The sequence below is a fragment of the Candidatus Bathyarchaeota archaeon genome (assembly GCA_026014585.1).
In the GTDB taxonomy this organism is placed as follows: Archaea; Thermoproteota; Bathyarchaeia; order Bathyarchaeales; family Bathycorpusculaceae; genus Bathycorpusculum.
Window position 1 is genome coordinate 276039 of record JAOZIA010000022.1, and the last position, 25227, is coordinate 301265.

19 protein-coding genes are annotated in these 25227 nt (G+C 42.5%); 12 read left to right on the forward strand and 7 right to left on the reverse strand.

Going from position 1 to position 25227, the window contains the following annotated elements; translation table 11 throughout:
- Nucleotides 1–40: 40 nt before the first annotated feature.
- The 5 genes from pstC to NWF01_08245 all read left to right on the forward strand — a co-directional run bounded on the left by pstC (nucleotide 41) and on the right by NWF01_08245 (nucleotide 4833).
- Complete coding sequence (gene pstC, locus NWF01_08225; GenBank protein MCW4025005.1) at nucleotides 41–898, forward strand: phosphate ABC transporter permease subunit PstC; 858 nt, start codon at nucleotides 41–43, stop codon at nucleotides 896–898.
- Nucleotide 899: 1 nt separating this feature from the next.
- Complete coding sequence (gene pstA, locus NWF01_08230) at nucleotides 900–2246, forward strand: phosphate ABC transporter permease PstA (GenBank protein ID MCW4025006.1); 1347 nt, start codon at nucleotides 900–902, stop codon at nucleotides 2244–2246.
- A gap of 9 nt (nucleotides 2247–2255) precedes the next feature.
- Nucleotides 2256–3638: a hypothetical protein gene (locus NWF01_08235; protein MCW4025007.1), complete on the forward strand. Its 1383-nt coding sequence runs from the start codon at nucleotides 2256–2258 to the stop codon at nucleotides 3636–3638.
- Nucleotides 3639–3850: 212 nt separating this feature from the next.
- On the forward strand, nucleotides 3851–4045 hold the full coding sequence (locus NWF01_08240; protein MCW4025008.1) for a hypothetical protein: 195 nt from the start codon (nucleotides 3851–3853) through the stop codon (nucleotides 4043–4045).
- Nucleotides 4046–4302: 257 nt separating this feature from the next.
- A complete protein-coding gene (locus NWF01_08245; protein MCW4025009.1) occupies nucleotides 4303–4833 on the forward strand; it encodes a class IV adenylate cyclase in 531 nt (176 codons plus the stop codon).
- A gap of 8 nt (nucleotides 4834–4841) precedes the next feature.
- Here the strand turns inward: NWF01_08245 and NWF01_08250 are convergent, their stop codons facing one another.
- A complete protein-coding gene (locus tag NWF01_08250; protein MCW4025010.1) occupies nucleotides 4842–5306 on the reverse strand; it encodes a hypothetical protein in 465 nt (154 codons plus the stop codon).
- Between the two features lie 312 nt (nucleotides 5307–5618).
- Between NWF01_08250 and ppk1 the strand changes: the two genes are divergently transcribed.
- The 5 genes from ppk1 to NWF01_08275 are packed head-to-tail and all read left to right on the forward strand — an operon-like array spanning nucleotide 5619 to nucleotide 12513.
- Nucleotides 5619–7772 (forward strand): polyphosphate kinase 1, encoded by a 2154-nt coding sequence (ppk1, locus tag NWF01_08255; GenBank protein MCW4025011.1) that lies wholly within the window; start codon nucleotides 5619–5621, stop codon nucleotides 7770–7772.
- Nucleotides 7747–8088, forward strand: a complete 342-nt coding sequence (locus NWF01_08260) for a CHAD domain-containing protein (GenBank protein ID MCW4025012.1) — start codon at nucleotides 7747–7749, stop codon at nucleotides 8086–8088. The genes ppk1 and NWF01_08260 overlap by 26 nt, the downstream gene beginning before the upstream one ends.
- A 4-nt stretch (nucleotides 8089–8092) precedes the next feature.
- Entirely contained in the window at nucleotides 8093–10057 is a 1965-nt protein-coding gene (locus tag NWF01_08265) for a YfcE family phosphodiesterase (protein MCW4025013.1), read from the forward strand.
- Entirely contained in the window at nucleotides 10048–11640 is a 1593-nt protein-coding gene (locus NWF01_08270; protein MCW4025014.1) for a Ppx/GppA family phosphatase, read from the forward strand. Before NWF01_08265 ends, NWF01_08270 begins: the two co-directional genes overlap by 10 nt.
- Before the next feature lie 36 nt (nucleotides 11641–11676).
- Complete coding sequence (locus tag NWF01_08275; protein MCW4025015.1) at nucleotides 11677–12513, forward strand: ATP cone domain-containing protein; 837 nt, start codon at nucleotides 11677–11679, stop codon at nucleotides 12511–12513.
- A gap of 23 nt (nucleotides 12514–12536) precedes the next feature.
- Here NWF01_08275 and NWF01_08280 read toward each other — a convergent pair whose 3' ends face one another.
- Entirely contained in the window at nucleotides 12537–13172 is a 636-nt protein-coding gene (locus NWF01_08280) for a DUF2284 domain-containing protein (GenBank protein MCW4025016.1), read from the reverse strand.
- A gap of 153 nt (nucleotides 13173–13325) precedes the next feature.
- Here NWF01_08280 and NWF01_08285 point away from each other — a divergent pair, with 153 nt between their 5' ends.
- Complete coding sequence (locus NWF01_08285) at nucleotides 13326–15224, forward strand: PAS domain S-box protein (GenBank protein ID MCW4025017.1); 1899 nt, start codon at nucleotides 13326–13328, stop codon at nucleotides 15222–15224.
- A 33-nt stretch (nucleotides 15225–15257) separates the two neighbouring features.
- Here the strand turns inward: NWF01_08285 and NWF01_08290 are convergent, their stop codons facing one another.
- The 4 genes from NWF01_08290 to NWF01_08305 all read right to left on the reverse strand — a co-directional run bounded on the left by NWF01_08290 (nucleotide 15258) and on the right by NWF01_08305 (nucleotide 22397).
- On the reverse strand, nucleotides 15258–19448 hold the full coding sequence (locus tag NWF01_08290) for a right-handed parallel beta-helix repeat-containing protein (protein ID MCW4025018.1): 4191 nt from the start codon (nucleotides 19446–19448) through the stop codon (nucleotides 15258–15260).
- 159 nt (nucleotides 19449–19607) lie between these two features.
- A complete protein-coding gene (gene rnhB, locus NWF01_08295) occupies nucleotides 19608–20270 on the reverse strand; it encodes a ribonuclease HII (protein ID MCW4025019.1) in 663 nt (220 codons plus the stop codon).
- 86 nt (nucleotides 20271–20356) lie between these two features.
- Nucleotides 20357–21088 (reverse strand): fibrillarin-like rRNA/tRNA 2'-O-methyltransferase, encoded by a 732-nt coding sequence (locus NWF01_08300; GenBank protein ID MCW4025020.1) that lies wholly within the window; start codon nucleotides 21086–21088, stop codon nucleotides 20357–20359.
- Nucleotides 21048–22397: a C/D box methylation guide ribonucleoprotein complex aNOP56 subunit gene (locus NWF01_08305; GenBank protein ID MCW4025021.1), complete on the reverse strand. Its 1350-nt coding sequence runs from the start codon at nucleotides 22395–22397 to the stop codon at nucleotides 21048–21050. The genes NWF01_08300 and NWF01_08305 overlap by 41 nt, the downstream gene beginning before the upstream one ends.
- A gap of 264 nt (nucleotides 22398–22661) precedes the next feature.
- Here NWF01_08305 and gpmI point away from each other — a divergent pair, with 264 nt between their 5' ends.
- A complete protein-coding gene (gpmI, locus tag NWF01_08310) occupies nucleotides 22662–24209 on the forward strand; it encodes a 2,3-bisphosphoglycerate-independent phosphoglycerate mutase (protein MCW4025022.1) in 1548 nt (515 codons plus the stop codon).
- Here the strand turns inward: gpmI and NWF01_08315 are convergent.
- Entirely contained in the window at nucleotides 24206–25165 is a 960-nt protein-coding gene (locus NWF01_08315) for a hypothetical protein (GenBank protein MCW4025023.1), read from the reverse strand. The two genes, gpmI and NWF01_08315, sit on opposite strands and share 4 nt — an antisense overlap.
- Nucleotides 25166–25227 lie beyond the last annotated feature (62 nt).

The following is a 25227-nucleotide window of genomic DNA, read 5'->3' on the forward strand; positions in this document are numbered from 1 at the left end:
AACGACAACAGGAAACAATAAGGCACTGAAAGAAAAGTTAATCAAATACATTTTGTTTGCTTGTGCGGCTTCCTCAATACTAATAGTTTTCTCCATACTTGGCATAATTTTATCCATCGGATATTCTCAACTGATTGATTGGTTTGCTAACGGTTTTGGAATGGTCTGGTTTCCTGATTATGGAAACGCTGGAGAGTATGGCATAATTCCATATATTTTTAGTACCGTTTATGTCGGTGTCGGGGCAATAGCATTTGCAGCTATCATAGGCATCCCCTGTGCAATATATTTATCCGAGTTTGCTGGATCAAAATTTAGAAATTTAGTTAAACCAAGTTTAGAAATGCTCACAGGTTTTCCATCTATAATTATTGGTTACATAGGTTTCGCTTTACTGGTACCACTTTTAACTAGATATTCTGGCCAACCTTTTGTAAGCACATTAGCAGGCTGGATCCTCCTTGGCATAATGGCGCTTCCAATTATAACAACAGTTTCAGAAGATGCAATAAGAAGAGTACCCAATGACCTTAGAGAAGCATCACTGGGGGTAGGAGCAACCAAATGGCAAACCACCATCAAAGTTTTACTGCCTTCCGCAAAACCCGGAATCTTAGCTTCGGTTCTACTTGGTTTAGGAGAAGCAATCGGTGAAGTAATGGCAATAAGTATGATAATGCCAGTGGTATATGGACCAACCATTACCTTAAACCCATTTACCAAAACATGCGTTTTGACACCGTTAATACTTCAAATCACGGACAATGAAATAGGAACCACCGGAAACAACTTTTGGTATGCAATCGGTGGTGTAGCATTTATTCTCTTTGTAATGTGCGCTTTACTAAACATAGCTATACGATTCTTAACCAAAAAAGGAACCGCGAGGGAACAGTGAAATGACTCAATTAATTAGCCCAAAACGAATCAGCCACTATTTCAGGAATAAAAAAATAGACAATATTGTGGCAGGACTGCTCATATTTATTGTCGCAGGCATTTTTGCATATTTTGCCTTTTCTAAAATCCTATATATGTCATCTCAAGCGGATTACGTGGATCTCTTCGGATGGGTTTCATACTTTAATTTCTATATGCAAGACACCATAGTGGGAGCATTAATGATAGTACCCATTATTGGCTTTTTTGCATTAGGATACTTACTAATTGAAGCGCATCCGATGGCATGGAAAATAACATATGGAGTAGCCATAATCGCAGCTGTTTTAACTGCCACAGGATTAATAGATCAAATGTTTACAATACCTGTTGCTTTACTAAGCACAGTCGCAGCATCCATTAATCTTTATAATAAAAGAAAGTCACAGCAAACGGCAAAAATCAGTTCATCAATAATTACAGAAAATATTGCTAAATTAGGCTTACAAGTCTCAGGAGTTTTATGCATCTTTATTCTTTTTGGATTTATACTTTATGTGTTTGTTAGAGGCTCCATATACATAAGTTTTGATTTCATTACTGGACCATGGAGCTATGACCTTCTTAGAACTTCTATGTTAGCAGGTGACCCGAACTTAGGAGGCATATTCATATTCATTTTAGGTTCACTATTACTGGTTGCACTTTGTGAAGCAGTATCCATCCCGCTGGGACTTTGCTCAGCAATTTATCTATCGGAATATGCCCCACAGAACAAAATTACAGGAACCATCCGTTTTTTCATAGAAACTTTAGCTGGCATCCCATCAGTTGTTATAGGATTAGTGGGATACGCGATATTTTGTAATTTTTTTGGATGGAAGGAGTGCCTCTTGGCAGGTAGCCTATCATTAATGATGATGACTATACCGTGGAACATAAGAGTGAGCGAAGAGGCAATAAAATCTGTTCCACAAAGTTATCGTGAAGGCGCATACGCCCTTGGCGCAACTAAATCTCAAACTATTGGAAAAATAATTTTGTATGCTTCGAGCCCAGGAGTAATCACAGGAATCATCCTAGGCATAGGGGGAGCCATTGGAGAAACCGCGGTTCTTCTTCTCACTTCAGGCCATGTAATACCAGACGCGTTTCCAACTAATATTATCGGCGACAAGGTTCCAGCGCTGACTGTTTGGATAGAGAAGATAAGGTCTCTTATGGCTTCAGGTGGCGTTAACGTGGCTAATGCAGAGAATCTGGCTTTCTCCGCCGCATCTGTGCTAATAGGAATTTTCATGATTATTTGCATTACTGGGTTGTGGCTTAGAAATCGTTTAAATAAAAAAATAACTGGGCAAACATGAGGAAAAAACATGAAAAAAATGAAAAAACAATGCATAACAAGCCTTTTGCTAGTGCTGTCTTTAGCACTATGCATTATTCAAACCGTAAATCCCGTTAACTGTGACACTACACCACAAGAGTGGGGACTAAACCTCCAGATTCAAAACGGAACAGCAACAACTCACCCCTTTGACGAGGTACAATTAACAGCAAATGTAACCTACGGGGGCGTAAACCAACCTGATGTGCTTGTCACATTTAAGCTTCAAGGACCAGATGCCACCGGCAAAGCAGTCAACATCACAAGAATCATAAGCACGGATGCCAACGGTGTGGCTTCATGGTCATTCCGCGTTCCGATTGAAGGTCAAGACCCATTCACAGGCAACTGGACAGGCATTGCTGTGATACAGACTGAAAATGGGACGTTGGAGGAGGATGTTAGTTTTAATGCAGATTGGAGTATGGAAATCACTTCTATTCGCCTTATAGATATAGAGGGAGAAAGTCAAACAAGCTTTTACACAGGCGAAATAATTGAAACGCAAATTACAATCGAAAACAAGGAAGCTCAAGCAAAAACTGTAAACATAAATGTTGATATGGAGGATTCCACAGGCAAAATAGTAAACCAAACAAGCCTTCAAAATGTCCAAATACAGCAAAACACCACCATAGTCCCAGCAACCATTCAACTCCCCAATAACACCCCAGAAGGATTAACCAAAATTAACGTGGGAATATGTTCAGGAACTTTTGAAAACATAAGCATCCCAGTGGCTGAAAATAAAACGAAAACATTCTCAACATTAAGCATGCATAATGAACCCACCTCATCTCCAAGCAGTAGCTCTTCACCAACGCCAACAGCAACACCTCCAGAAGAAAATGCGATTAGCCTATTTTCGTGGCTTTTAGTGGCAACGGGAATATTCACGTTTACGGCACTGTTCTTTTTCCTTAGAAGAAAACCCACAGGAAAACTGGACATTGCTATGCCAAGCTTACCAGTTTCAAGCACAACATTAACTTCTTCTCCGCCACCAGACAACCCCTTCACGCCAACTCTGCAACCAGAGATTGCCTCAGCCCCCGTAATGGAAGCTAAACTACCTGAAGAACCAAAAATTGACGTTACACTGTTTCAGGAACAAGGGTCCCAAACAGTACTGGCTCAGTTGTCTAAAATTTCAAGCAGTGTCGAAAAAATCCAAGCCATGAGAATTGCGCTTAATTTAGAAAAGCAACAGCTTGTCAAAGATTTGGGGATTCTTAACTTGTCAATTGAGGAGCAAGAGAAAGTGGTTAAAAAATACTTTGAAACGATAAGAGAAAAAATAGTAAACATAGAAGGGCAACTAACCAGCGAGGACACGCAGACAGAACCTAAAGAAGAACAAGACAACAACTGACCAACTAACCCTCTTTGCTATCGACAGCTCCTTCCCCTTTTATATTGGCAGACCCAAAGAGGCTTTGAATACGTAAAAACTGTCAATTGCATCGATTCTTTTTCATAGTTTGCAGCACTTATCACTTATTCAGGCATCTATATAGTTACTTAATTTTATGTCAGCACTTCTTATTTTGATGCCAGCCTTATTTTTTATGGTGAGAAATAACAATGATAAAAGCGTTAGAAACAGTAACGTTTACCTGTCCAGAATGTTTGGAAGAATTTGAGTTCGACGCGGTTCAAGAACACCAATTTGTACCCTGCCCACTTTGCGGAATTGACTGCATCACTGTCCGAGAAGGGCAAAATATTCAACTTCAATGTTTTGAAGCCTGCATCCAAGAAGCCAAACCAAGAAAATAATACACGCGGTAGGTGAAAAAGATGAAGGTTAAATGTGCAGGCTGTCAGAAGAATTTTGAGGTACACACTGAAATCTTTTCCGACTACGACATAATTATGTGCCCTGTATGTGAGCTTGAACATCAAATAATTAAAAAAGGAAACAATACAAGAGTTGAAGTTCTCCAACACGTAGTACCGGTTTCCCGTCTTTACTAAACTGGCAGAGTTTTTGGGTTCCGCGAAGTTTTTAACTTAAAAAGGCTCTTCGGGTATGTATGAAAGAAACTGAAGTGAAAATTTTAGAAGTTAACAGAGAAAAAATCGAAAAAACTCTGGCAGCTTTGGGTGCCATTAAAGTGTTTGATGGAGAATTGTTAACGTTGTTTTTTGATTTTCAAGATGGCAGAATCCGAAAAAAAAGAAATGTGTTGCGTTTGAGGAAAGAGCCTGAAAAGGTTGAGTTAACTTTTAAGAAGGCGCGGTTTGAGGAAAAAGCTAAGGTCGCTCAAGAGGTTTCAGTTAATGTTTCAGATGCGGATGCAATAACCGAAATTTTGCAGGAAATTGGTTTAGAAGTTACTGGAGAAATGCAAAAACACCGAACCAGCTACAAGTTTGAGGGTGCTCGTTTTGATATTGATAAGTATGGAGGAGTCTACGGGTTTATTCCAGAGTTTATGGAAATAGAAGGTAGCCTCAAAGAAATAAGAAAATATGCAGAAATGTTGGGTTTCCAAGAAAAAGATTGCTTTACCTGGTCAACTGACGAGTTAATACGGCATTATTATGAAAAACAAAATAGATAGAAGGAAGTTTAGGGAACGGTTTTGGGTTTTGGTTTTTGGGCAGGTTTCTTCTTAACAGGTTTGGCTGCAGCAACGGGCTTGGGTTTTTGAACTGGCTTTTTTGGAGTGTTCCAAGCGGGGTATTTACCGTGTTCTTTCTTAAAGTTCTCAAGTAGCGCTTGTTGGGCTACTTTTGGCTTGTCGCTTTCCATCCAGCTTACTGAAACTTTTTCCATGCAGCCATCTTTTGTTAGCATTGAATGTATTTTTCTGGATGATTTGCTGCCGTATCCTGCAAGGTAGCCGCCGAAGATTCTTTTGGCGGGTTTTTTGGATTTGCCTATGTAGAGGATATCAGAGGGGTTTTTTCCTGTAATTGTTGAATCAATTAGAATGATGACGCCGCTTTTGTCGGCGGGTATAGATGAGAAGGTTAATGACTTGATGGATGTAAATTCCTTGAAGCCTTTTTCCTTTAAAGTTGATGAGTTCATATATTTTTAGTTACAGTTAGAAGATTTAACCATTGCTATATAGCATATATACAACTATAGAGTCTATTTTCGAAGCATTAATGACAAATAACACAAAAAATCAATGCAGAGTGAAAATAATAAATGGATAAAAAAATGCCACTCTTCATGTACGAAACTTTTGCAGTTCAAAAACCAAGAGTCAGGGATGCCTACGAATTACCTAAACACAAACGTTGCTAAACCAGTAAATTTGATAAACAATAAAAACGCGTTTGCCCTAATGATATGCACAGAATATAGCAACACAGGTTTCTGGTAGGGTCACAGCACGTGCTAATTGACGATGATTTAAACTCACAAGATAAAGACCTGTTATCACAGGAAACCATGCTTGACAACCCTGACTTCTACATTAACAGGGAACTTAGCTGGGTAAGGTTTAACGCCCGCATACTTGAAGAAGCACGTGACATGTGGCAACCACTGCTGGAAAGGGTAAAGTTCATCGCAATCTGCGGAAGCAACCTTGACGAGTTCTTCATGACACGCGTTGCCAGAATGATTAAAAAAATAAACAAAAACTCCCAAGAACGATCCATGGACGGGATGACCTTTTTTGAGCAAATCAAAGCCACACGAAAAGAGATTCTGCCACTGATACAAAGCCACGCGGACTGCTGGAACAACGAACTCATCCCTGCCTTGGCCACAGAAGATATCCATATCCGAAAATTTGTGGAGTTACCAGAAAAATGGAGAGAAAACCTTCGTGAGTTCCTTAAAACAGAGGTTATCCCAAACTTTCCAATCCCCGCACAGGGTTTTGACAGCGAAAACATTGAGAACTTGTGTGTTACGCTTTACGTGTCAGGGTTTGTAAACAAGGACTCTTTTTGTATACTTCCGATGCCTATTGAAAAATTTGGTCGGTTAATTCTGATTCCCCGAAAAACGTACCTGCCAAAACCTGAACCTCAAAACCTAATGGAATATGATTATGTTTTCTTGGAGGATTTAATAGCAAACAACTTGGACATGTTCTTTCCCAACGAGAAAAGTCTGGTTGCTTATCCGTTTAGGGTGACGCGAAACGGGGAAATTGATATCATAATGGATGAATCTTCAGATTTTCTTGATTCAGTTCAGAAGGGGCTTTCGGATAGAAAAACAGGTTTTCCGACAAGGATAGAGTTTGACAAACGCACACCACAACCAATCAGAGAAATGTTGTCAAATTATTTGGAATTGCCTGATTACGTGCAGTACGAGTTTGACGGTCCTTTGGGTTTGGTTGACCTTTGGCAGTTAATGAAAATAAATCGTCCTGACCTTAAAGATAAAACGTTTTTACCCTCGATTCTGCCCTTGCTTACGCCTGAGAAAAATATTTTCAAAACAATCGCCAAAAGAGACATTGTACTTTATCATCCCTACGACAGTTTTGAGGTGATTGTTGATTTTCTCAAAGAAGCAGCCAATGACAGCGACGTTGTTGAAATCTGCATCACCATGTACCGCATGGACGCGAAATCACCCGTTGTCAGCGCGCTTATGGATGCAGCCCAAAAAGGCATAAAAGTAACTGCTATAATCGAGTTAAAAGCAAAATTTGATGAAGAAAATAACATCCAGCTGGTTTCAAAGCTTCGGGCAGCAGGTGTTAACACGGTGTATAATTTTCCAAATTTTAAGGTGCACGCAAAACTGTGCCTTGTAGTGCGCAATGAGAAAATGGGGCTGGTGCGGTACTCGCATATCGGCTCAGGAAACTATAACTCTGTGACAGCCAAAATCTATGGCGATATTGGTTACTTAACGGCTAACCAAGAGGTGGGCAGAGAACTAGAAGACCTCTTCAACATCCTGATTAACGGGTTGCAAGAAAAAGAGTTCAAACATTTGCTTGTTGCACCTAAATCGCTTAAAAACGAAATTCTTAAACGAATTGACCAAGAAATTGCCTTCCACCGCAAAACAGGCAAAGGCTATTTAGCCTTTAAATTAAACAATCTGGAAGAAAAAGACATCATTAAAGCGCTTTTTCGGGCATCAATGGCAGGCATAAAAATCGAATTAAACGTGAGGGCACTGTGCTGTTTAAGACCAGACATACAGGGTGTAAGCGACAATATTTCAGTTATTTCTATTGTTGGCCGGTTTCTTGAGCATGCCCGAATCTACTATTTCCAAAATGGTGAAAACAGTGAGGTCCTAATCGGCAGCTCAGATATGATGTTCAGAAACCTCAATGAGCGTGTTGAAGTCCTCTTCAGCGTACCTGACCCGCAGATTCGAAAAGCAATCCTTGATAATATGCTAAAAATCCACTTAAAAGACAACATTAAAGCCCGCAGACTTCTCTCTAACGGCACATACGAGAGGATTACACCTAAAGAGGGCGAACGAAGCGTGAACTCGCAGTTTTGGCTAATTCAAAACAGGGGAGTATGGCACCAGTATGCCGACTACATCCAAGACCTGTGATTTAGACACCAGCTACTGCAAATTCGGCTCAAAAACAATTCTCAAATTACTAGAAAGTTTTGGCAGCAACATTGACGGCGTCATCGAAAACAAGGATGTAGAGTGCGTGCATAAAACGCGAGTTGCCTCCCGAAAACTAAGAGCCGCCCTGCCCCTGTTCAAAATCTGCTTTCCCGAAGATAAATACAAGAAATGGTTTAAAGAAATAAAAAAGGTAACGCGTCTGCTGGGGGAAGCCAGAGACCTTGATGTCCAAATAATTTTCATAGAAGAATACATAAAAAAATTTAATCCCCGAGAAAAAAAAAGCCCTTGAAATCATGCTTTCAGACCATAAAAACCGCCGTAGCAGCATTCAACCCAAAATTGAGCACGAACTCAACATACTTAAAGCAGTAGACATGCTATGGGAAATATCGCTTTTTTGCAGGCAAACCCTAACTGAAAAAGCTAACCAACCATTTGACCCTTCTCAAGTTCTCACAAGAAGCCGCTGGTACATCTCCTTTAGGCTGGACGAGTTTTTAGCCAATCAGAGGTTTGTTCATTTTTCAAACAAGAACAAAAAGCATCATCAAATGCGAATTGCCGCCAAAAAGCTACGGTACACCATGGAGTTTTTTGCGCCCCTCTACCAGAATCAACTGAAAGAACAGATTGAAACAATCAAAAAATATCAAGACCTTCTCGGCGAAAAACATGACAATGAAGTCTGGATTGAGTACATCCCACAATTCATAGAAAAACTTGCGGCAAAAAGAAAAAAACCAGACAGCGCCAAGCTTGAAGGCTCACTGCGAAAGTTCCTGCTCTACCTTAAAAGACAAAGGCTGCAAAATTACCGCGCGTTTGTCAAATTGTGGGAGGAAAACAAGAAAAACGATTTCTTTAATAATTTAAGAAGTGAAAGCGCGGCGGAATCAACATTGACTGAAACACAAATCCAGCAAACCCTGTCAACGCATAAAGGTCCAATCGGGGTTATATCAGATATTCACGGTAATTTTCACGCGTTGGAATGCGTTTTTGAGGATGCCAAAAAGCGGGGAGTTAATGTTTTTGTTAATGCAGGCGACACCGTGGGTTATGGCGCTTTCCCAAACGAGGTTGTTGAGTTGCTTTGTGATAAAGGCGTGTTTGGGGTCTTGGGAAATTATGACCTTGAAGTTTTAGAGGGAAAAGTCAACGTTAAAGGACCAAAAAGAGTCGCCTACAAATTTGCCAAAAAAGAACTCTCTAAATCAAGCCAGTGCTACCTTGAATCGTTGCCTCGTGAATTACGTTTTGAAGTTGCAGGTAAAAAACTGCTCATCACTCATGGAAGCCCCAAATCAATCAACGAACACCTAACCCAAAAAACGCCAACTGAAAAACTAAAAAGTTTAGCTGAAAACGCAAAAGCGGACGTGATAATTGTTGGGCATTCACATGAGCAGTTCCAAAAACAGGTAAAAGATGTGTGTTTTGTTAATCCAGGAAGTGTGGGACGCCCAGGCGATGGTAATCCGCAGACGGCGTATGCGATTTTGTGGTTTAACCCCTTCAAAGTGGAACTTATCCGCCTAAACTATGATGTGACGGTTGCGGCAAAAGCATTGCGAAAGAAGGGCTTGCCTGAGAGTTTTGCACAGATGCTTCTTAGGGGTATTTCCTTAGATGAAGTACTGGAAGATGACAGAAAACGGCACGAAATGATGACCATAAACCCCAAGGAAACCGCGAATTCCTGCAGGTATTTTGCGGCTAAATACTGGCCCGACACCGAGCATTACACTCAAGTTTCCAAGCTTGCACTACAGTTTTTTGATGGCTTAACTGACCTGCATATGTTCGGCTATAGGGAACGGTGTTGGCTTGAATGTGCTTCAATTCTGCATGACATCGGCTTATCAAAGCCGGGTGGGGGGCACCATAAAAAGTCAATGGAGCTTATCTTAGATGAAACGCGGTTGCCGTTGGCTTCACAGGACAGACAGGTAATCGCGTGTATAGCGCGGTATCACCGTAAGGGTTTGCCTAAAGCTAAACATTACAATCTTGCATCATTAGACAGCGACTTAGTAGTAAAGGTAACGACACTGGCTAGTTTTCTGCGGGTTGCTGACGGCTTGGATTACACTCATGAAGCATCTGTGGAAAGCATAAGTTTTAACGTTAGCACAAAAAAAGTCATTGTTGAATGCAAATCAGGTACAAAATCTCTTCTGGAAGAAGAGGCTTTTAATAAGAAGAAGGATTTGTTTGAAAAAGTCTTTGACAAAAAATTGGTGCTCGCATGGAAGTAACCTCAAAAACTGATAAAGTGGTCGCATTCGTGGACATAGGCACCAACGCCGTACGCCTTTTAGTGGTGAGAATAAACCCAAACCTATCCTACACCATAATCAGCCAAGAAAAAGAAGTCATCAGACTCGGCGAGCAAGAATTCAAAGACAACCAGCTAAAACCTGAAGCGATTGAACGGGCTGTTTTTGTCTGTGGAAAATTTGTCAGTTTAGCCAAAACGTACGGTGCAAGCGATATAATTGCTGTTGGAACCTCCGCGATTAGGGAAGCAAAAAACCAAGCCGAGTTCCTTCAAAAGCTAAAGGATGAAACTGGACTTTCTGTTAGGGTTATTTCTGGGCAGGAAGAAGCACACCTGATTTATTTGGGCGTTTCAAGTGGGGTAGATATTGGCGATGAAAAAGCGATTTTTGTTGATTTAGGCGGCGGAAGCACTGAAATCGCTATTGGAAATCAGTATGAAAGCTTTTACGCCAACAGTCTACGGTTGGGCGCTATTCGGTTGACGTCGGATTTTATTGGGGAAGGCTGGACTGGACATGTTTCATTAAACATTTACAAACAGATTAAACAGTATGCATCTAAAAAGATGCAGGTTGTAAAAAGCCGCGTTCTCGAGTACGGTGTTAGAAGAGCATGGGGCTCCTCGGGAACAATCATAAACTTAGCTGAAGTCTCAAACAAACTCTTTAAGAAAAACGGTAACGGAAACTGCGGCAACGCATCACTTTCACGCAAAAACCTCAAAAAATTAGTGCCCATCTTGTGCTCGCTGTCTCTTGAGAAAAGAAAACAGTTACCCGCAATCAACCCTGACAGGGCAGACATCATAATCGCAGGGGCAGCAATAATTGAAGCTGTTATGGAAGATTTTGGGCTTGAAGAAATATGCATTAGTCACCGAGAACTTCGGGATGGAATGCTGATTGATTACCTTTCTAATTTTGAGAGTTTCCGTGAACTGCAGAAAACCCCCGCCAGAAACCGCAGTGTGCTACATTTGGGGCGCTCATGCAATTTTGATGAGAAACACGCAGAAACCGTGACGGCTCTGGCACTGCAGCTTTTTGACAGCGCTAAACAAATCGGGTTACACGATTTTGGCGATAGCCAAAGAGAACTGCTACAGCACGCCTCTATGCTACATGATGTAGGCGATTTTCTTTCCTTTAGCAGTCATCACCTCCACTCCCACTACATTATCTGCAACGCGGGATTGCCAGGTTTTGACAAAAAAGAAATCATGGAAATGGCTAACATTGCGCTTTTTCACCGCAAAAAGTTGCCCACCAAAAAAGCCCTTAAAACAAAGGACATGGATGAGAAGACGAAGGAGGCAGTTGCGGTTCTTTCTACTTTTTTGAGGTTTGCTGAGAAGCTTGACCGAAGCCATAGTGGTCTTGTGAAGAAAGCGGAGTTTATTGAAGAAGATAATGGCAAAATTTTGCTTTCATTTTACTCGGATACTGACTGCAGCTTTGAAGAATGGAGCATAATCCAAAACAAACAGGCATTCTACGAAACATTCAACCGAGAAATAGAAGTCAGCTGCACCGTAACGTCCAGCGCAAAAAACGATTAAAACAATGGCAACACATAGTTAGCTTGGTGTATTGTCTTGACCGTTTTGGTTACTAAAGCAAACGGCGCCAAACAGCCCTTCAGCAAACTCAAAATTATTGATACCTGTCTACGAATGGGTGCAACACCAGAAAATGCTCGCCAAATCGCAGAGCGGATTGAAAAAAACATCTATGAAGGCATATCCACACAGCAGATTCTGAGAATGATTTTCCGCTATATGCGCAAACACAAACCAGCCATCAAGAACATTTATGACCTTAAAAAAGGCTTAAGCCTGATGAACCCAAAACCCGAATTTGAAATTTTTGTGCAGTTACTTCTGGCAAACAATGGTTACCAAGTTGAACCCAGCCAGATTCTAAGAGGCAAATGTGTTGAGCACGAAGTTGACGGGATAGCAAGGAAAGATGGCGTGACATTTTTTGTTGAGGCAAAACATCACTTCAGCTACCATACATTAACGGGGCTGGATGAGAGCAGAATCGCCCAAGCTGTGCTTGAAGACGTAAACGATGCCTTCAGCCTTGATTTATCAAGGCTTAGAATTGACCACGCCATGATAGTAACCAACACAAGGTACTCCACACACGCAACACAGTACGGCACCTGCAAAAATATTCTTCAAATCGGCTGGACATCACCCGTGCACAAGGGATTAAAAGACATGATTTTAGAGGCAAAACTTTACCCTGCAAGCTGCCTCAAAAGTTTACCTGAAACTGCAAGGCTAAAATTGGTTGACAGCGGCATCGTCCTCATTAAACAGTTAGCAAGGCTGGGCGGGGATGAAATGGCAGACAAAACAGGTTTGCACAAAGATGCCGCGTGGAAAATTGTGGAAAAAGCAAGAGAAACAGTAAACGTTCTATAACAAGCCAGAAAAGGAAAAAAAGGTTAGTCTATAAGCAGCAACGCGTAGGATTCAGCGTTTTTGCCGAAGGGAAAACTAACTTCTATACCAGCGTTCGCAGCAGTTTTTTTCACGTTAACTCCAACTGCATCCTCAGACCAACGCGCAAGTTCAGGGTGCCTGCAGATTCCCGTGTCCGTATTACATTTATCGCATAGTTGGCATGACCCCGAAACAAACGAGACGGCCAACGAGTAACCTTGATTGATTGCAGCCTTTTCCACATCAACCACCGTTTTTAGCATACTGAGTTTGTCATCTTTCCAGTCCTGCCAGAATTTGGCGGCTTTCTCCTTGATTTCTTTGGGCACTGTTGGGTCAGATTCAGCAGTCATCAGTTTTGCCTTGACCTCAGGTGTTGCAGTGGCTTTTGAAACAAATTTTATGAACATTGCAGTTTTGTATTCGGCAACGATTTTGCGAAATTCATCAGCGGATGGCGTGTAGGGTGGACAAGCAAGAGTTTTTCCATAGTTGTTGCATCCGACCTTGCATTTGAGTACTACACGATTTTCTACGACGACTTTTTTTGCTGGAAGAATTTTTGCGTCTACCGCGCCTTTTTCAAGTGCCAATTTTATTAGGAAATCATAGTTTTCTGTGACTTGTTTTTTGGGCATATCTTTCTGACCGTTTCTGCCTAAATGCTTCTCTTGATTTAAAGTTATCCAAGAAAAAATTGAATTTATGCATTTAGTGCGTCTTAACTTTTGGATTAACCCAAATTTTTATTTCCCAGTTACTTATTCCATGATAGTAGGACGGACGCTTTCTTGCTAGAAAACCATAAACCCAGCGCTGAGCAGAAAACGGCGTTGGAACTCGGAGTATTTTTCCAGCATTCTTCAGATTTACTGGTAGTTGTGGGGTTTAATGGCATCTTTAAGAGTGTTAACCCATATTTTGAAAAATCTCTGGGTTGGAAAGCCCAAGAAGTGAAAGGAAAATATTGGTCTGCATTTGTTCACCCTGAGGATATTCAAAGAGTAAACAAGGAAGGCTGGTCATTTATTAAAGGAAAAAGTCTGGACCATTATAAAAGCCGCTTCCAATGCAAAGATGGTTCATATAAGGTTATTTCGTGGAAACAAACTGGACTTGTCAAAGAAAATAGTATTCTTTGCATAGGTCGAGACATCACCGATGTCATAAAGATTGAAGAAGAACTCAAAGAAAAAGAAGAAAAACTACTACAAGTTCAAGAGCAAATGACTGCAATTTTAGAAAACATCGACAATGGTTTTATATCACTTGACAAGGAATGGAAATTTAACTATCTTAACAGTCGCGCAGCACACAATGGCGGTTTTGAACCATATCAGTTAATCGGCAAAAACATTTGGGAGACATTTCCAAAATTTGTTGGAACTAAGGTGGAGCAGAATTATCGAAAAGTTATGGATTGGAATGTAAGCATCACCTTTGAAGTTAAAGATGCACTAACAAACAGACGATATGAGGAAAAAGTGTATCCTACAACATCAGGCATTGCCATTTTCTGGACTGACATCACCCAACGCAAAAGCGCTGAGGATGAGCTAAGAAAAACCCGAAATTACTTAGAAAACCTTCTAAACTGTGCTAATGCCCCAATAATTGTATGGAATTCTAACCTGAAAATCACGCTTTTCAATCGTGCCTTCGAGTTTATGACGGGGTTTAAGGCAAGCGAAGTGTTAGGGAAACCTTTAGACAGTCTGTTTCCTGTAGATGAAAAAGAGAAAGCCAGAAACCAAATTGAACGTGCCATCAAAGGGGAATCTTTGGAATCCGTGGAAATCCCAATTTTGAGAAGGGATGGCACTAAAAGACTTGCCCTTTGGAACTCAGCGAACATTTATGACCAAAAAAAGAAAATAGTTGCAACAATTGCTCAAGGGCAGGATATAACTCAACGCAAAAAAGCTGAGGATGAACTTAGAAAGAAAACGGGGGAAGTAGAAAAGTATGCAACTCACATGGAAGCCCTTGCTGCTGAGCGGTTAAAGCAGCTTAAAGATGCTGAGCGTTTGGCGGCGATTGGACAAACCGCAGGTATGGTTGGGCATGATTTGCGTAATCCTTTGCAGTCAATTGTGGGGGAGGTTTATTTAGCAAAAACTGAAATTGAAACTTTGCCTGAATGCCAGCAAAAACTTTGTCTTAAAGAAAACTTGGATGCTATAGCTGACCAAATTGATTATATGGATAAAATCGTCAGTGACCTACAGACCTTTGTGAAGCCTGTAGAGCTTCATAAAAAGCTCATTAATTTAAACCAGTTCGTTGAAGCTGTATTTGCTCAAGTTAGCATTCCCAGAAATGTTAATGTAAACATTGATTTAGGCAGTGAAACCTTAACTTTAGAAACAGACCCTCAACTGCTAAAACGTGTACTGATAAATCTTGTTACAAACGCCTTTCAAGCAATGCCCGAAGGCGGCGAATTAACCCTAAAAGCACACAAAACAAACGAGAAACAAATAAAAATTATTGTTCAGGATTCAGGCATAGGTGTACCTGACGATATAAAACCTAAACTTTTCACGCCACTTTTCACAACAAAATCCAAAGGGCAGGGATTTGGTTTGGCAGTTTGTAAACGCGTAATCGAAGCTCAGGGTGGCGCCATAACTTTTGAAAGCCAATTTGGAAAAGGAACAAAATTCACGATTAACTATCCAATAACTTAGTGCAATTAAAAGAGAGGGGAGGTCGTGTGGACCTTAATGTTTGCGCTGTCTTTTTAAGACAACAAACGCTCCTGCAATTATCAAAACAGCAACAACTACCAAGATGATCCACATGGTAAAGTCGGCTGCTGGCTGGACCGTGAAGGTTATATCTAGCTGGTGCGTGCTAAAGCTGACTGTAAAGTAGACGTAGTAGTTTTGGCTGTCCTCTGTGAAGCTTTGGTTTGGTGCTGCTACACCATCAATATTGACAACTGGGTTAACGCCGTTTGGAATTTGGCTTTTAGATATGGTTATGTTGGTGTAGCCTGAGGTTCCAGTTTCACCCTGCAATGTAAAGGAGAGGGTTATTTGAGAGTTGGATTGGTTTGTGGTTAAGGTTATTCCTGAGAACTGCGCCGCTGTTATGTTACCATTTATTGTCAAGGTTACTGTTTCTTCATTGTCGTTTGTGCCGTGTATTGTTTGAATTGAGCTTGGTGCTATGTTCAGGGTGCTTGTTCCAGTGTGACCGTTTCCATCATCAACAGTTATAGTTGTTGAACCGTTTCCTCTAAGAGTAACTTGAAGCGTCAAAACACCGTTTGAGAATGTGCCATTTGCAGGGCTGATTGTGCCTTGGCTTGTGCTTAACGTTACGGTGCCGTTGAAGTTGGTTGCAGTGTTTCCTGCAACGTCCTTGGCAGTTAAGGTTATTTCAAAAGGTATACCTGAGACACAACTGCTTGGAGCATCCACGTTGAAATTATAGACATCACCCGCGGTTACGGTGAGCATTGTAGACACTGTTTTTTCTGCGTATGTTGTTGAAACGTTATAGTTTCCTATTAAACCTGCAACCACAGTGTTTCCGTTAATTAATTCACCATCCACCGCGTACTCTGAACCACTGGAAACGTCCCAGCTGTTGCCAAATACATCAAAGGCAAGCGTGACATAATTTACTGAGTTACCCGATTGGACACTGGTTTCTTGTGGGCTAAGGGTTATGTGGTCTACAGCTTCTGCGTGAGCATTGATTGTAAAGGTTGTTGATGCTGGGAGCACGTCTGTGCTTGTAGCGGTGAGTTCGGGTGTTCCAGCAGCAGTGTCTCTATAGTACAAGTTTACGGTGCTTTCGCCTTCAGGAATTGTTAAGAAAGTTACCTGGTTTGTGCCTGCTGCGTCACTGTAAAATGCGCCTGTTGTCGAGCTTGATGCCAAGTCCACGGTTACACCTGAAGTTACAGCACCATAAGCATCCTGCAACTCCAAAGTAATCACTGAGGACATTTGATTAACAGCCAATGGCTGTTCGCCTCCAACAGCGAAAACCAAATATGTACTGTAACTTTCGCTATATGGCAAATAATCATAAAGTGTCCCAAGGGTGGCATTGTTGAAGCTGCCCAACAAGTCAAAAGTGGAATCGATGAAACCGTCATAGTTTGCGTCGGTTCCTGTTTGGCTTGGACCTGTTCCGTTGGGGTAAGCCCAAAAGTTGCCTCCGATCCTGCTTGGGTTACCGAAGATGCGGTTGCCGTTCTGCAGGGTTGTGTTTAGGTTAAGGATTACATTGTTGAAAGGCAGGTTTAAGCCTGAGTAGGTGTTGTTGAAGCAGATGGGGTCAACGTATGCTGTGTCGTTTATCATGTTGTTGTAGAAGTAGAGTTTTTGACCTGTAAAATCGTCGGGAACTTGATTGACGATGAAAAAGAACGTGTAAATGTTGTCACGGAATATGTTGTCGTGCACAAGAGTTGTTGCTGTGTCATTGTTTGTTATATCCCACATTAATGCATCATAGTTGTTTTCAAATAGGTTGTTGGCTATTGTGCAGTTTGAATTTTGGGCTTCTACACCACCGCAGTAAGCTGCTTGAACTAATCCGTTATTTCTGAAGATATTGTCTGTGATGTTTACGTTATTTAATAGTTCACTGTAGATTGCTTGACTATTGTCAGTCATTATGCAGTTGTGAATTGTACCGTTTGCTGCTGTGAAAATTTCTGTGCCCCAACCATCACCACTCATGTTAAGGTTTGAAAGCTCAAAGTTGAAGCATTCAGCTATTGTTACTCCATCTATGCTGTTGTTGTTTAGTATGCAGTCTTGAATTGTTGAGTTTAGGCATTCTATGAGCTGTATTCCTGATCTTTCTTGATTGTTATTTGCTGTGCAGTTTTGAATTTGGGTATTGAGTACTTCTGCACCGTAAAATCCGATCAGCCCATTGTTGTTAAATGTGCAGTTTCTCGCGCTTACTCCATCAGCAGCTTCAATAAAAGCACCTAAATATGAGTTATTATTCAAAAACACGTTGCTGAAAGTAACGTTGCCACCCCCGAAAGTGTACACACCTGAAAAACTATTATTGCTCAAATTTGAATCGGTCAAAGTAAAGTTATTAGCAATTCCAAATATGCCCACCATACTGTTTTCAACATGCAGATTTCGTATAGTAATGTTAGAAACTATATCAAGCAAAACCGCCCTAGATGAACCACTTGCATATGTTTCTATCAGGTAGTTTTGACCGTCAATGTTAACGTTATCTGAAGCAACAACTATGGCGGTCTCTTCGCCGCTATATGGAGCAGCCACTTTGTAGTTGCCTGGTTGCGTAATTATGGCGGGCAGAGTTATGGGTACCCAACTGTTCACATCAAAATCTAAGCTGTAGGGGTGATAGTCATAAGCCACTCCGATAACTGCATTACCAAATAGTTCGAAGGGGGCATCAATAAAGCCGTCTTGGTCGGCATCGGTACCTGTTTGGCTAAATCCTGTACCGTCAGGGTGTGCCCAGAAGTTTCCGCTTACCAAGGGTCCGTTGCTGTATGGTCTTATTCCAAGTGCAATAGTTCCGTTTAGACTTAGGAAGGACTCATTGAAAGGTATGTAGGTGCCTGAAAAGTTGCCGTGGAAGCTCAGTGGGTCAACGTATTGGGTATCGTTAACGAGGTTGTTGGTGAAAATTACTGTTACGTTGCTGTCGCCTGTCGGGACTTCTTGGTCAAAAAAGAACGTGTAAGCGTTATTTTGGAATACGTTATTTCTAAATATTTGTGTACTTGCCGAAACGGTGTCATTATCCGATTCTATCATGATTGCGTCATAGTTGTTTTTGAAGAGGCTGTTGTCTATGGTGGCGTTAATGTTGTATCCTTGAAAACCGCCATAATAATCGTCTTCCACAGCCATTCCATTATTGGTTATGTTGTTATGTGTGAATCGGGCATTGTTGAGTTCACCAACAAATAGTCCTTGCAGGTTGTTGCTAAAATCGCAGTTTTCAACCAGTATGTTGCTTCCGACGCCGCCCCACATGCCTAATTGGTCGTTATCGTTGCTTTGGATGTTTTGTAGGGCGAAATTGTTGCAGAGGTACTCGCTAAAACCGTTCCAAGAGTTGCCGTTGAAGGCAGAGTTAGTTACGGTAAAGTTTTCGCATTGAACAACAAAGATTCCGTTATTATATTCAGTGAGGCACACGTTACAGGATGAAATATCAAAATTACTTGACCCCCAAATTTCAAAGTTGCAGTCATAGTTTGATATTGCATCACAGTTGACTATGTGGAAATTTGTCGAGTTTGTTAGGCGGAGTCCTTCATAATTATCGTTTAGGGTGCAGTTTTCAATGTTGAAATTGTTGCAAAAATGCGGGAATAAACCGTACTCTTCACAGTTGTCCACATATAAGTCCTTCAAATCAAACTCATCACAATAAACCGCGACCACACCCGAACCAGCACCATCAACCATGTTGCAGTCCAAAATGTTAAAGTCACTGCAATTTTCAAGTACTAATCCCACATACGCTGGTTTAGATACATTACAGTTTTGAACAGTGAAATCTGTGCAAGCCAAAAAACCAAAACCAGCCCAACTGTAACCATTAGCTGAAGAGGTAACATTGATGTTTTGCAACAAAATGTTGGTTTGACCTTCGGATATAACCATGGTTTGGTTTGCTTCAAACGATAGCGCAAAGTCTTGGCCGTCAACCACGACGTTACTGGCGTTAATCATTAATCCATATTCAGTGGTTCCACTGTAGGGCGCAATTATTCGGTAGTTGCCAGCCTGCGTGATAGTGTATGGCAAGGTAATGTCAGTCCATGCGTCAATTGCTTGGGCTGGACTAACCACTTCAGCCACGGTTATGAATGAGAGCAGAAAGATTAGGGAGAAAACACATAATTTTTTCATTTTTGAAGTATAAATGTTATTTTTATGCATGTGGATTGTACCTCAATTAAAGCGGCAGGTATATCCTGTAAGATATAGCAGTCGCTCTGTTGCTAATTTCGCAATATACAATATATAAGAGTTACTTTGCACCAATACGTAGTCCCCTAAAAATCAAGCAAAAATTGACCAAAAGCTCATAAAAACGGGTTAATTGAGGGTTTTTTGCACTGTCCCCTTCTCGCTAAGAACCCGCTTTGCAGGTTTCCAAGACTTACGCACACAAGCAGGATAATCATCATTATCTGCAACCCAGCTTTTCAGAAAAGCCAATGTCTTCTTATCATGCATGTACCCTGAACCAAAATCCCCAAATTCAACCCGCAACGCCTCGATTTCGCGATCACGCTCAACCTTAGCAATAATGGATGCGGCGGAAACTACTGGGAAGAGCATGTCGGCTTTGTGTTTGGAGATTATTTGGGGACTGCATTTTAGGCATTCTTTGATGTATAACCCAAATTTTTCTTCCACAATGTCGGCTGCGTCCACGTATGCTTGGTCAGGTTTTAGGTGTTCGATGATTTTTGCCATGGTTTGGGCTTCGAGGCGGTTGAGTTTTTGGTTTTTAATGGTGCATTCTACGGCGAGGTCAATTATGCAGGGTGCAACCTTTTCAACATGGTGAACGTGAATTATTTGCAGGATTTGATCGTAGAGGGTTTCACGTTTTTTAGGCGTCAACAACTTAGAATCCTTAACACCCATCCCTTCCAGCGCCGCCATGTTTTCGGCTTGAACTGCTATGCCTGCGACAACTAAGGGTCCAATAACGCATCCGCGCCCAGCCTCATCAACACCCGCAACCAACATGATTATACCTCAAACTTGAAAGTACACTTTACTTAGAACTTATAACGATTCCCATAAAACACAAAACAAGAAAATAATGGGGCAGCTTACTTTGTTTTTTGGGCAACAATCATTGCGTGTGCCTTGTCGTAGGGTTCTAAATCCACAATTTCCGTCACGTTGTAGCCGCGTTTGCGTAGGACTTCTGCTTCCATACGGTAAACCACTTCAGGCGCAAGTGTAACGTCGATGCTTTGGGATTTGCATGCCAACATCACCCAGCCACCCGTCTTAAGCAGCGCGTCCGCGTTGTCTGCGAGAAGTTTTGCTTGCTCGGGCTGAGCCACATCACAATAAACCACATCAACTTTTCCCGAAATAAACATGGCATAATGCTCAGGGAACCGTGCATCGTCTAGGAAGGGTGAGATGTTACCTCGAAAAGACGCAACGTTGTTAACTAAGTCACGCATTGAACGGGACGCAAACTCAATACAGTAAACGTGTCCACAGTCGCCCACGATGTCGGAGACGTGGCTGGGTGTGGTTCCTGATGCTGCGCCTAAGTAGAGGACTTTGCTGCAGGGTTCAATGGGCACATTTTTTAAGCCTTTAATGATTGCGCCTGCGAGTTTGCTGCGAAAAGCGTCCCATACACGGTATTCTTCGCCTTTGAAATGGAGTAGGCGTTCGCCGTAAACGGTGCGTTTTGGGGCGAGGTTTTTGGTTGCTAAGCGTTGGGAGCCGTCGTCAAGGGTGGCTTGGTAGATTTCTTTGAATTGAGGGTGAGGTCGGACTTTAACGTGCACGCTTGTCTCTTCCTCGGTTCTTTCCACCATGCCCTCCGCCATATTTGCCGCCGCCGAAACGTCTGGGGCCACGGTTATCACGGTTAAAGTCTCGTCTGGGTCGGAAATCACGGTCGCCTCTGTCTCTGCGGTCACCGCCTCTGTCGCGGTCTCTGCGTTCTGTCTCGGGCTTCTTTTCTTTTGGTGGTGGAGCTTCCTTGTATTTCTCCATGATTTCTGCGATGCGTTGGTCGATTTCTGCGCGTAGTTTATCGGCGATGTAGTTTCCGCCAAACGCGTCTGCGCGGGCTGCAATGCTTAGTTTACCTGCGATGACACGGGCGATTTTTCCACGTTGCCACCGTTTAGCGTCATGTAAAAGATTATGCTGGAAAATTAAGCCGTGCTTTGGAGGTCGCGCGCCTGTTTTTAGGCTGCGGAACAATGCTTTTTCTGCACCCAAAACTTGGATGGTGCTGGCGGGGCGCATTGCAAGGTTTTGTAAACTACCTGCAAGAGCAATTAGTCGTGCGCCAAGGAGAGCGCCTGCGACGGTGCGCACGTTAGGTGCGAGTTCCTCCATGGTTTTGTCCACGTAAGCTTCCATGCTTTTGCGCAACTCATACATTGCCAGTACGTCTTTGGCTAAGGCTTGAATCTGAGTCAGGTCTGATTCGGAAACGTCGGCACCCATGGATGCTTGAGCAGCTTGCATAAGGATTTGGGCGCGTTCTTTGGGAATGTTTTCTGCTTCCAAAACCTCGGGAACATAGTTTTCTTTGTCGCCTACGTTTTGGGCTAAACGCGCGTAGGTTTCGTGTTTTTCGATTAAGCGGTCAAGTTCGGGGAAGTAAACGCCGTACCATTCACGCAGCCTGCCCATGAACAGGTTCACGGTGCGGTCAAGGTCATCAAGAGTCTGGATTGCTTGCGCGATTATGAGGTCACGTTTTTCTGATGCGCCTTTGATACGGAGCTTGGCTAGGTCCATGCTGACGTTGCGGTTCCAGATGCTAAGTTCCTGCTCATCAGAGACAAAACCAGATTCAATTGCGACTTGGTTCATGCGTCCCCGAAGAACCTCAGCTTGTGCGGGAGTTGTTACTTCTATGGTTAGGTCCATTTTGCGGCGGGCTTCTTCTGCGATGTTGCCGTTTTCAAAAACAAATATGTCATATCCTGCGGTTTTTAGCAGGCTGATTAGTGAGAACATTTCGTCTGAGAGTTTGCCGGCTTCCACTTTTAGCAGGCTTTTTGCTGCTGCCTGTGGCTTCTTTTTAAACAGTGCTTTTTCGATTAGACTGTTTTTGTCGTCGAAACCTGCAACTCCGAACGGATACTGAACGATGAACGCTTTCATGCCAATTGCCTTCTATTCAAGCAGATATGTCAAGCCATAACCTAATAAAGAGTATTGTTATCACACCCCCAAAAAGCCACTTTCAACACATAAAAAACCAAAAAATCGGTCATACCCAAAAATAGCCACTCATATAGGTATCCAAACTTCGGATTGTAAAAGATAGGAAAATTTCTTTTTAAGAGGTTTTATGTCGTCTTGCCTTTACAAAAGGTTATTAGGTCTATTCGCGGTTAATTGTCACTTCATCCGAGGAACAGCCTGTTGGACAAACCTAAGCAAGGTACTGGTGGCGTACGACCGCTTGTGCTGATAATTTTAGATGGTTGGGGAATACAACCCAAAGAGTTAGGGAACGCCATAGCGCAGGCGCACCCCAAAGAAATGGCGCGATTATGGAAGGAATGCCCGCACACCACTCTTGATGCCTCATCAGAAGCAGTAGGTCTCCCCAACGGTATTATGGGTAACTCGGAAGTTGGACACTTAAACATTGGCGCCGGAAGAGTAGTTCTTCAGGACTTAGTCAGAATAAACAAGTCAATCCAAACCGGCGAGTTCTTCCAAAACCAGACCCTAAACAAGTACCTGCAAGAAGCAAAAAACAATAACAAAAACGTCCATTTAATGGGGCTGCTCTCAGATGGCGGCGTTCACAGCGACATAACCCACCTCTACGCCCTGCTGGAACTTGCCAAAAAGTTGGGTTGCAAAAAAGTTTGGGTTCACCCGTTTCTTGACGGACGAGACACACCACCCAAAAGCGCCCAAAAATACATCCAAGCCCTAGAAGAAAAAATCCGTGATTTAGCGGTGGGTAAAATTGCGACTCTTATGGGTCGCTACTACTCGATGGATAGAGACCACCGCTGGGACCGAACCGCAAAGGCATACTACGCAATCGCTTTAGGTCAAGGATTAGAAGACACATCTGCCGAGCACGTCCTCCAAGAAGCTTATCTGCGCAATGAAACTGACGAGTTTGTTCAGCCCACAGTAATTAAAAATGCGGATTATCAGGGTTTTGAAGATGGCGACGTAATTGTCTTTTTCAATTTCCGCTCCGATAGACCACGGCAGCTTGTTGAAAGCCTTTATGACAAAAACTTTAGCGCCTTTAACCGAAAAGGCTTCCACAAAACCCAAGTTATCTGCATGACAGAATATGACAAAGACTACAAGTTACCAACAGTTTTCCCGCCCGTTTGCCTAAAAAACAATCTGGGCCAAGTAATCAGCAGTCTGGGTTTGCGGCAGCTTCGTATTGCTGAAACTGAAAAGTATGCGCATGTGACCTTCTTTTTTAATGGAGGCGAAGAAACCCCCAACAAGGGCGAAGATAGGATTCTTATAAATTCGCCCAAAGTTGCCACGTACGATTTAAAGCCTGAAATGAGTGCACAAGAAGTCACGGACATGTTAGTTGAGAAAATTCGGGCGCAGATTTACGATTTTATCCTTGTCAACTATGCCAATCCAGACATGGTTGCGCACACTGCAGTTTTGCCCGCAACGATTAAGGCGATAAGTTTTGTTGATGAGTGTTTGGCAAGGGTGCTTTTAGCCATCAAAGAAGCCAACGGCTTAGGCATTGTAACCTCTGATCATGGGCATGCTGAACAGTTAATTGATTATGAAACGGGTGGTCCATGGACAGCACACACGCTCAATCCCGTGCCTTTCATAGTTGTAACGGACAAAAAAATTAAGTTGCATCATGGCAGATTAGGCGACATTGCACCTACTGTCCTGCAGTTGATGAATATTAAGCAGCCAAAAGAAATGACGGGCTGCTCACTAATCGGCCCCTAAGATGGCAAGGTGGCATCTGCCTTTTTTAGTATTTCTCGTATCTGGTTTTGGGTTTCCTGAGGCGTGCCCGTAGTGTTTACAAGATAACAATCAGTCTGCCGCAGAAACCGCTTAAAGAAGTTGGTGCGCAACTCAAGTTTACGTTGGTCACGGACAAGCTGGTGAGGATTACAAAAGTTATGCTCCAACAAATACGCTAATGCCTCATCAACGGTTAACGGCGTAACAACACGTTTGTCGGCGGAGTCACGTTTGAGCAAAATAACCTTTTTTATTGTACCCATGGGAATCACGCCACCTGCCCCCACAATCCAACGCACATTCACCACCGCACGTCCCCGCGAGTCAAGCTTAGCCTTATCCACGAGGCGCTCGTACTCGTTCCAGATTTTGCCAATATCCGCTTGGATATACGTGTTTTTTTCGCTACCAAACGCCAAGGGTTCGCGGGTGCTGAGGCGCACAAAGTACCAGTCGTCGCTGATTAGGCGAGCTGTGGGAATCCGCAGTAGCCCCCAAGAATGTGTGGTTTTGCCCGTTCCTGAAGGCGCAATAATTGATACGCCCATGCAGTCTATGTCGATTGCTGCTCCATGCACACTGTAGATGTGGTGCTCATCCTCCAAGACGTCGCCTGCAACTGCGAGTGCGATGCTTTTTATCCAGCCGTAATAGTCCACGTTGATTAGAAATGCGGTTTTGGTGTAGGGCTCATATTTAACGGTGAGGGGTAAGCCTTCCTCGTTGACTACGATTAGGCGTCCGTGTGAGCGGGTGTTTTCGCTCATGGTGTAAAAATTGTCTTCCCAGTTGTCTTTGGTTCTCTGGCTTTCGGTTAAAAGTTTGATGCAGCAACCATAAATTTCAGCTTTTGAAGTGTAAAGTAGTTGAGGGGTGTATTTTTCGAAGAGTGCGTTTTTTTCTTCTTGGTCTATTAGCTGAATTTGGTAACTCAAAGACTTGTTCTCCAAAAGTGTTTAAGGTAAAATGGGGTTAAGTAAGGAATAAGGCTTTCTAG